Here is a 7200-nt window from a genome sequence, read left to right as displayed (position 1 = left end):
TCACCCGCCGCCCCTCGGCCGACCAGGAGATCAGGAGACCCGGTGAGGACCTGGGTGGCGTGGAGCCCGATCTCCCACGGACCGCCGTCGCCGTCGAGGACGTCGAACGCGAGGTTCACACCGCCACCGATCGCCAGGATGACGCCCATCCACATCAGCATCCTCCGGTCCCTGGCATGCCACGTCGACCGGTCATCGTCCTGGGTCACGGGTCGCCCCCGGGCGCCTGGCGCCCTGGTGGGAGAGGGCGGCCAGCGTCACCGCGGTCACCAGCGGCTCAGCTGCGTCCCGGTGGCATGGCCGGAGCCTATCCGCGCCACGGCGGTCGCGCGTGGGACTCAGCGCGCTGCGCGCCGGTACTGCACGGGCCACAGGCCGGTGTCGGTCTCCCCGAGCTCGTACGCCGCCCGCAGCGCCCAGTGCGGGTCACGGAGCAGCTCGCGCCCGAGGAGGACCACGTCCGCGGACCCGTCGGCCACGATCTCCTCGGCGTGCTTCGGCTCGGTGATCATGCCGACGGCGCCGACGGGGATGCCGGCCTCGGTGCGGATGCGCCGGGCGAACGGCACCTGGTAGCCCGGACCCGCCGGGATGTCGGCCAGCACGTTCCCGCCCGTCGAGGTGTCGACGAGGTCGACACCCGCCTCGCGGAGCAGCCCGGCCAGCCGCACCGTGTCGTCGTCGCTCCAGCCTCCGTCCGCCCAGTCCGTCGCGGAGACCCGCACGACCAGGGGGACGCCGGCGTCGAGGCGCGCCCTGACCTCGCGCACCACGTCGAGGAGCAGCCGGACACGGTGGTCGAAGGAGCCGCCGTACTCGTCGTCGCGGGCGTTCGACAGCGGCGAGAGGAACTCGTGCAGCAGGTAGCCGTGCGCGGCGTGCAGCTCGAGCACGTCGAAGCCGGCCGCGACGGCCCGCTCGGCGGCGTCACCGAACGCCGTCACGATCCGGGCGATGCCCTCGCGGTCCAGCGGCTCGGGGTCCTCGCGCAGCCCGGGGAACGGGTCGGCGGACGGGGCCACGGGCTGCCACCCGCCGTCGGCGTCGGCCACGCCGCCGCGCTCGCCGGTGAAGCCGGAGTACGTCGAGGCCTTGCGGCCGGCGTGGGCGAGCTGGATCCCCGCGGTCGCTCCCTGCCCGTGGACGAAGTCCACGATGCGGGCCCACGCGGCCTGCTGCTCGTCGTTCCACAGCCCGGTGTCGTCGGGGGAGATCCGGCCCTGCGGCTCCACGGCGGTCGCCTCGGTGAGCACGAGTCCCACACCCCCGCGTGCGAAGGAGCCAAGGTGGACCAGGTGCCAGTCGTTCGGGACGCCGTCGACCGCGGAGTACTGGCACATCGGCGCCACCCACACCCGGTTGCGGACGGTGACGTCGCGGAGCGTGATGGGGGTGAAGAGCTGGCTCACGGGGCTGGATCCTCCTGCGCGGTGCGGACGGGCATGTCGGGGCAACCCGCGAGTGCACGTCAGGATTCCCCCGACGTGCACCGTCGTCCGGACGGCTCAGTCGCAGGTGTCGCAGACTCCGGTGGCGGGCAGCGCCATGAAGCAGGTCGGGCACACGGCGGCTTGCGCCGGCTCGGGCTTGCGGACCGCGGGCGTACGGCGCGCGGCCGGTGCCGCGCGCCTCGCCGGGCTGGTGGCGGTGGTGCGGCGGGCCGGCTCTCGGCGAGCGGACTCCCGGCGCGGCGGCAGCGCCGGCTGCCCGCCGCCGGGCGGCAGCTCGGCGCCGTGCACCCGGTAGCACTCCAGGCGCTCCTGCGCGGCGTGCTGGTCGGGGTCGGTGACCCTGTCGCCGCGCACGGTCGCGACGGTGTCGGCGTACCAGTCGCTCATCCGGCCGTCGGGACCGACGACGAGCGCGCCCAGCAGCGGCTCGCGGCGACGCTGGCAGGCCAGCGCGACGCGGTAGAGCACGTCTCCGACCCACAGGCCCGCCGCCTGGCGGGTGCGGATGCGGGTGCGCTGCTGCACCGCCTCGGCGAGCTCGGTGACGCCGATGACGGCGTGGTACTCCATCGCGGTGTCCGACAGCACGTGCCGGGCGGCCAGCGACCACGTCTCCCGGACGGTGTCGGTGTCGAGCGTGCGGGCCTCGATCCAGGCGACGTCATCCACGGAAGGAATCTAACCCGTGGCCGTGTCGAAGCCCGCCCCGGCCGTTCGACGTACCGGTGTCCGCACCTCACGCAAGGAGAGCACCATGTCGTTCCAGGCCTATCTCGACACCATCGAGACCAGGACCGGTCTCACCCCCCGCCAGCTGCTCGACCAGGCCCGGCAGCGCGGGTTCGGTCCCGGCACCCGGGCCCGCGAGATCGTGACCTGGCTGGCCGAGGACCACGACCTCGGACGCGGCCACGCGATGGCGATGGTCCACGTCGTCACCAGGGGCGACCGGATCGCGACCACCCACGTGGGCACGACGGGCACCCACCGCGACGAGGCGGACCGGCTGTGGCTGGACGGCAGGGCGACGCGCCCCTGGTGACCGGCCGGCCCACCGTGGCGCTACGGTGATCGCCGTGTACGAGGGCACCGACTTCTACTGCGACGTCGCCATCCCCGCGCCCCGGCTGCTCGACGTGGTCCACGAGTCCGACGAGGTGCTGGCGTTCCACCACACGCGGCCCTTCTGGCGCCACCACGTGGTGGTCGTGCCGAAGCGGCACATCGCGTCGTTCACCACGGTCACCGCCGCCGACGAGCCGGTGGTGCGCGAGCTGCTCGCCGTGGTGCAGCAGGTCGCCCGGCGGGCGGAGGAGAAGCACGGCGAGGCCGCGGTGCTCACCAACCTGGGCCGCTACCAGGACTCCAAGCACCTGCACGTGCACGTGCACTCCGGCCCTCAGCGCGAGAGCAGCACCATCACCTCGTAGTGCCGCGTCTGCGGGAACATGTCGAGCAGCACCGCCTCGACCGGCCGCAGCGACGGCATCAGGGCCAGGTCCCGGGCGAGCGACTCGGCGTTGCAGCTGGAGTAGACGACGTGCTGCACCGGCGACCTCTCGAGCCAGGTGGCGAGGTCGGCGCCGATGCCGCGCCGCGGCGGGTTCACGACCACGAGCTCCGGCACGGTCGCCGCCGCCAGCGCGTACGCCGTGGCGTCGGCGGCGACGAACGACACGTCGACCAGCCCCGACCCGGCAGCGGTGAGCGCGGCGGACTCGACCGCGGGCGCACTGACCTCGATGCCGGTGACCCGTCGCCCGGGTGCGGCACAGTGCAGCGCGAAGCCGCCGACGCCGCAGTAGAGGTCCCACAGCGACGCGGGATCGACCGCGGACACCCAGGCCCTGGCCTGCCGGTAGAGGGCGGCCGCCACGACGGTGTCGGTCTGGAAGAACGACTGCGGCCGCAGGTGGAGGTCGACGTCGCCCACGCGCATGGTCAGCGTCTGCGCCGGCGTCAGCACGATCTCGCGCTCTCCCTCGAGCACCGCCTTGTGCTCCGGCTGCAGGTTCACCGAGACCACCGACACCCGGGGCAGGGCCGACAGCAGGGCCGGGAGGTGCTTGCGGATGCGGGTCACCGGCTCCTGCGAGCGCAGCACGAAGCGCACCATCAGCTCGCCCGAGGGCGCCTCGGTGACCAGCAGGTGCTTGAGCTCGCCGCGCCGCGAGCCCAGGTCGTACGGCGCGAGCCGCGCGGTCGTCACGAACGAGGCGAGCACCGGCAGGGCGGCCTGGAGTCCGGGGGAGTGGATCGGGCAGTCACGCAGGTCGACGCCCGCGCCGGAGGCGCCCAGGATGCCGAGGGTCGGCTGGTCGACCGTGCCGGCGACGGCCATCTTCGCCTTGTTGCGGAACGCCGACTCCGGACCGGTGACCGGCGGCAGCCAGCTCAGCCCCGGTGCGTCCAGCAGGTCACGGCAGTGCTGCTCCTTGCCGCGCACCTGCTCGGCGTACGGCACCTCGAGCAGGGTGCACGACCGGCACCGGTCGGCGTCGTAGTGGTGGCACTGCATGGAGCGGTCAGCCGCGGAGGCGGCCCATCCACTCCTCGACGTCGGCGGAGGCGCGGGGCAGCGAGGCCGAGAGGTTGCGGTAGCCGTCGGCCGTCACCAGGATGTCGTCCTCGATCCGGATGCCGATGCCACGCAGCTCCGCGGGGACGAGCAGGTCGTCCTCCTGGAAGTACAGGCCCGGCTCGACGGTGAGCACCATGCCCTCGGCCAGGTCGCCCTTGGGGTAGACGTCGGCCGACGCGCGACCGCAGTCGTGGACGTCCATGCCGAGCATGTGGGAGGTGCCGTGGAGCGTCCAGCGGGCGTAGAGCCTCGACTCCGGGTCGAGCGCCTCGTCCGCCGACACGGGGAGCAGCCCCATGTCGTCGAGGCCGTGCGCGAGCACGTGCATCGCGGCGTGGTGCGCCGCCAGGAACGGCACGCCGGGGCGCACCGCCTCGATCCCCGCCTCCTGGGCGGCGTGGACGAGGTCGTAGAGCTCGCGCTGGACGGTGGTGAACCGGCCGTCGACGGGCAGGGTGCGGGTCACGTCGGCGGTGTAGAGGTTGTGGCCCTCGACGCCCATGTCGAGCAGCACCAGCTCACCGGGCGTGATGGGGCCGGAGTTCTCGATCCAGTGCAGCGTGGTGGCGTGCCTGCCGCCGCCGACGATCGAGTCGTAGCCGATGTCGTTGCCCATGGTGCGGGCGCGGCGGAAGAACGTGCCCTCCAGCCAGCGCTCGCCGTGCTCGAGGACACGGTCCCACTCGCGCACGGAGTCCTCGAAGCCCAGCGTGGTGACGTCGCAGGCCTCCTGCAGCTCGGCGACCTCCCACTCGTCCTTGACCAGCCGCATCTCCGAGGCGACCCGGGCCAGCTCGTCGTCGCGGGGGGAGTCGCCCGCGACGAGGTCGTCGACGCGCGGGTCGAGGCCCCGGTGCACCCGGGTCTTGCCCGAGCCAGACAGCGCGTCGGGGAGGTCGTCGAGGTGGCGCACGGGGATGCTGAGGGAGTCGGAGATCTCCTTGACCGAGGGTCGGCGGCCGGCCCACAGCTCGCCGTACTGCCGGTCGCGGAAGAACTCGTCGGTGTCGCGCGAGGAGCGGGGGCGCGCATAGAGGGCGGACTCCTCGCCGTCCACCACCAGCACGGCGTCGCTCGTCTGGTTGCCGCTGAACCAGGTGTGCGCGGTGTCGGAGCGGAAGCGGTAGTCGGTGTCGTTGGACCGCACCTTGAAGGTGCCCGCCGGCAGCACGAGGCGCTCACCGGGGAACGCCTCGGCGAGCCTGGCGCGCCGGGCCGCGGCGTGCTGCGCGATCGGGTGTGGCGGCAGGTCGAGCTCGCGCTCGCCCCAGCCGGTGCGCATGAAGGCGGCGTACGCCGCGGGCACGGCCGGGTCGTGCGACTCGGTGTGCACCTCGTCGGTGACGGTCCCGCCGGTCTCGCTGGTGGGCTCGCTGACGTCCTGGGAGGTCTGGTCGGTCACGGAAGCACTCTACGCCCGCTCCCGGCCGGCTCCGATAGGCTCAGCAGCATGGTCGCCTCCCGCCGGCAGGGCCCTCGCGGCGGCGTCGCCTTCACCGTCGTCGTCACGGTCCTCACGCTCGTCGGTGCGGTGGCCATGGCCCTGGTGATCGCCCTCTCCGGCGCCCCGAGCGTCCTGCTCCTGGCGACCGCGCTCGCCGCGCTGCCGGTCGGGCCGGTGGTGGGCTGCTACCTCTGGCTCGACCGCTACGAGCCCGAGCCGCGCATCCTGCTGGCGGCCGGGCTGGTGTGGGGCGCGTTCGTCGCGACCGCCGCCGCCCTGGTGCTCCAGGGCGTGGGAGGCCTGCTCGGCGGCTTCGACGACATGCAGCGGCTCGGCGTCGTCGCGCCGGTGACGGAGGAGGCCACCAAGGGGCTCTTCCTGGTCCTGCTGCTGTGGTGGCGCCGCGACGAGCTCGACGGCGTGCTCGACGGCATCGTCTACGCCGGCATGGTCGGCGTGGGCTTCGCCTTCACCGAGAACATCCTCTATCTGGCCGCGGCCTACAACGGCAGCGACGGCGTGGGCCCCGGCGGCACCGAGGCACTGACCGGCACCTTCGTCGTGCGGTGCCTGTTCAGCCCCTTCGCGCACCCCCTCTTCACCGCCTTCACCGGCATCGGCGTCGGTCTCGCGGTCGCCAGCCGGACCAGCCTGGCGCGCTGGCTGCTGCCGCTGCTGGGCTACGCCGCCGCCGTGCTGAGCCACGGCACGTGGAACTCCGCCACGCTGGGCGGCATCGACAACTTCGTGGCTGTCTACCTCACCCTGATGGCGCCGGCGCTCGTGGCGGTCGCGGCGTTCGCCCTGTGGCGACGCCGCGCCGAGCAGCGGATGCTCACCGCGGCGCTGCGCGACGCCGCGCAGCGAGGCCTGCTGCCGGCCACCGACATCCCCTGGCTGGTCGAGCTCGCCGCCCGGCGCGCGGCCCGCGAGCACGCGCGGCGCCTCGGTGGTGGGCCGGGGGAGCGAGCCATGCGCGACTACCAGCAGGCCGCCGTCGAGCTGGGCTTCCTCCACCATCGGTACCTTCGTGGTACGCCGCCGCCCGACTTCGCGGCGCGCGGACAGCAGTACGTCGAGCGGCTCACCGCCGTTCGTCCCTACATCTCCTTCCCCGGACAGGTGGTACCCACCCGATGAGCGAGACCCCTCCCGGCGACACAGCGACCGTGTCGGGCGACGACGCCGACTCCACCCAGATGCTCACCGCCCTGGTGCGGCTGCGCGCGACCCTGCAGGAGGTCGGGCTGCCGCTCGAGATCCCGGGGGTCGCCGAGCAGCGGCAGTCGCAGCGGGAGATGGTCGACCAGCTCGAGGACTATGTCATCCCACGGCTGATGACGATCGAGGCGCCGATGCTCGCCGTGGTCGGTGGCTCCACCGGCGCCGGCAAGTCGACGCTGGTGAACTCCCTCGTCGGGCGTCGCGTCAGCGAGCCCGGGGTGCTGCGCCCGACGACGCGCTCACCCGTGCTGGTGCACAACCCGGCCGACGCCGAGTGGTTCGGCCAGGACCGCCTGCTTCCCGACCTCGAGCGGGTCTCCCGCGCCACCAACGACCCCGCTGCGCTGCAGCTGGTCGCCTCCGACGACGTGCCGGCCGGCCTGGCGATCCTGGACGCTCCCGACATCGACTCCGTGGAGGAGCGCAACCGCGTGCTGGCCGCGCAGCTGCTCGCGGCCGCCGACCTGTGGCTCTTCGTCACCTCCGCCGCCCGCTACGCT

General features: G+C 73.6%; 8 protein-coding genes. 4 read left to right on the top strand and 4 right to left on the bottom strand.

Going from position 1 to position 7200, the window contains the following annotated elements; genetic code table 11:
* Nucleotides 1–338: 338 nt before the first annotated feature.
* Together QZX64_RS08410 and QZX64_RS08405 are read right to left on the bottom strand one after the other, a co-directional pair.
* Nucleotides 339–1409, bottom strand: a complete 1071-nt coding sequence (locus QZX64_RS08410; RefSeq protein WP_295658351.1) for an NADH:flavin oxidoreductase/NADH oxidase — start codon at nt 1407–1409, stop codon at nt 339–341.
* A 96-nt stretch (nt 1410–1505) separates the two neighbouring features.
* Complete coding sequence (locus QZX64_RS08405) at nt 1506–2120, bottom strand: hypothetical protein (protein WP_295658350.1); 615 nt, start codon at nt 2118–2120, stop codon at nt 1506–1508.
* A gap of 85 nt (nt 2121–2205) precedes the next feature.
* Here QZX64_RS08405 and QZX64_RS08400 point away from each other — a divergent pair, with 85 nt between their 5' ends.
* Both QZX64_RS08400 and QZX64_RS08395 read left to right on the top strand, forming a co-directional pair.
* Nucleotides 2206–2493 carry a DUF4287 domain-containing protein gene (locus tag QZX64_RS08400; RefSeq protein WP_295658348.1) on the top strand — a complete coding sequence of 96 codons (288 nt, stop codon included), beginning with the start codon at nt 2206–2208 and terminating at the stop codon, nt 2491–2493.
* Between the two features lie 34 nt (nt 2494–2527).
* Nucleotides 2528–2881: an HIT domain-containing protein gene (locus QZX64_RS08395; protein ID WP_295658347.1), complete on the top strand. Its 354-nt coding sequence runs from the start codon at nt 2528–2530 to the stop codon at nt 2879–2881.
* On the opposite strand, the gene rlmC is transcribed toward QZX64_RS08395, so the two are convergent.
* Together rlmC and QZX64_RS08385 are read right to left on the bottom strand one after the other, a co-directional pair.
* Nucleotides 2851–3969 carry a 23S rRNA (uracil(747)-C(5))-methyltransferase RlmC gene (gene rlmC, locus QZX64_RS08390; protein WP_295658346.1) on the bottom strand — a complete coding sequence of 373 codons (1119 nt, stop codon included), beginning with the start codon at nt 3967–3969 and terminating at the stop codon, nt 2851–2853. The two genes, QZX64_RS08395 and rlmC, sit on opposite strands and share 31 nt — an antisense overlap.
* A 7-nt stretch (nt 3970–3976) precedes the next feature.
* Nucleotides 3977–5434, bottom strand: a complete 1458-nt coding sequence (locus QZX64_RS08385; protein WP_295658345.1) for an aminopeptidase P family protein — start codon at nt 5432–5434, stop codon at nt 3977–3979.
* Nucleotides 5435–5482: 48 nt separating this feature from the next.
* Between QZX64_RS08385 and QZX64_RS08380 the strand changes: the two genes are divergently transcribed.
* Complete coding sequence (locus QZX64_RS08380; protein WP_295658344.1) at nt 5483–6616, top strand: PrsW family intramembrane metalloprotease; 1134 nt, start codon at nt 5483–5485, stop codon at nt 6614–6616.
* A partial coding sequence (locus QZX64_RS08375) for a GTPase (RefSeq protein ID WP_295658343.1) occupies nt 6613–7200 on the top strand: 588 nt, incomplete at its 3' end. The genes QZX64_RS08380 and QZX64_RS08375, both read left to right, overlap by 4 nt.

It is taken from the genome of uncultured Nocardioides sp. (genome assembly GCF_902805925.1).
Lineage (GTDB): Bacteria > Actinomycetota > Actinomycetes > Propionibacteriales > Nocardioidaceae > Nocardioides.
Note: the sequence above shows the minus strand (reverse complement) of the source record. Positions and strands in the feature narration are given on the sequence as shown.

Excerpts from the sequence above, each read along its gene's own strand:
- QZX64_RS08380 (WP_295658344.1), top strand. The coding sequence starts at position 5,483 with ATGGTCGCCTCCCGCCGGCAGGGCCCTCGCGGCGGCGTCGCCTTCACC.
- QZX64_RS08400 (WP_295658348.1), top strand. The coding sequence starts at position 2,206 with ATGTCGTTCCAGGCCTATCTCGACACCATCGAGACCAGGACCGGTCTC.
- rlmC (WP_295658346.1), bottom strand. The coding sequence starts at position 3,969 with ATGCAGTGCCACCACTACGACGCCGACCGGTGCCGGTCGTGCACCCTG.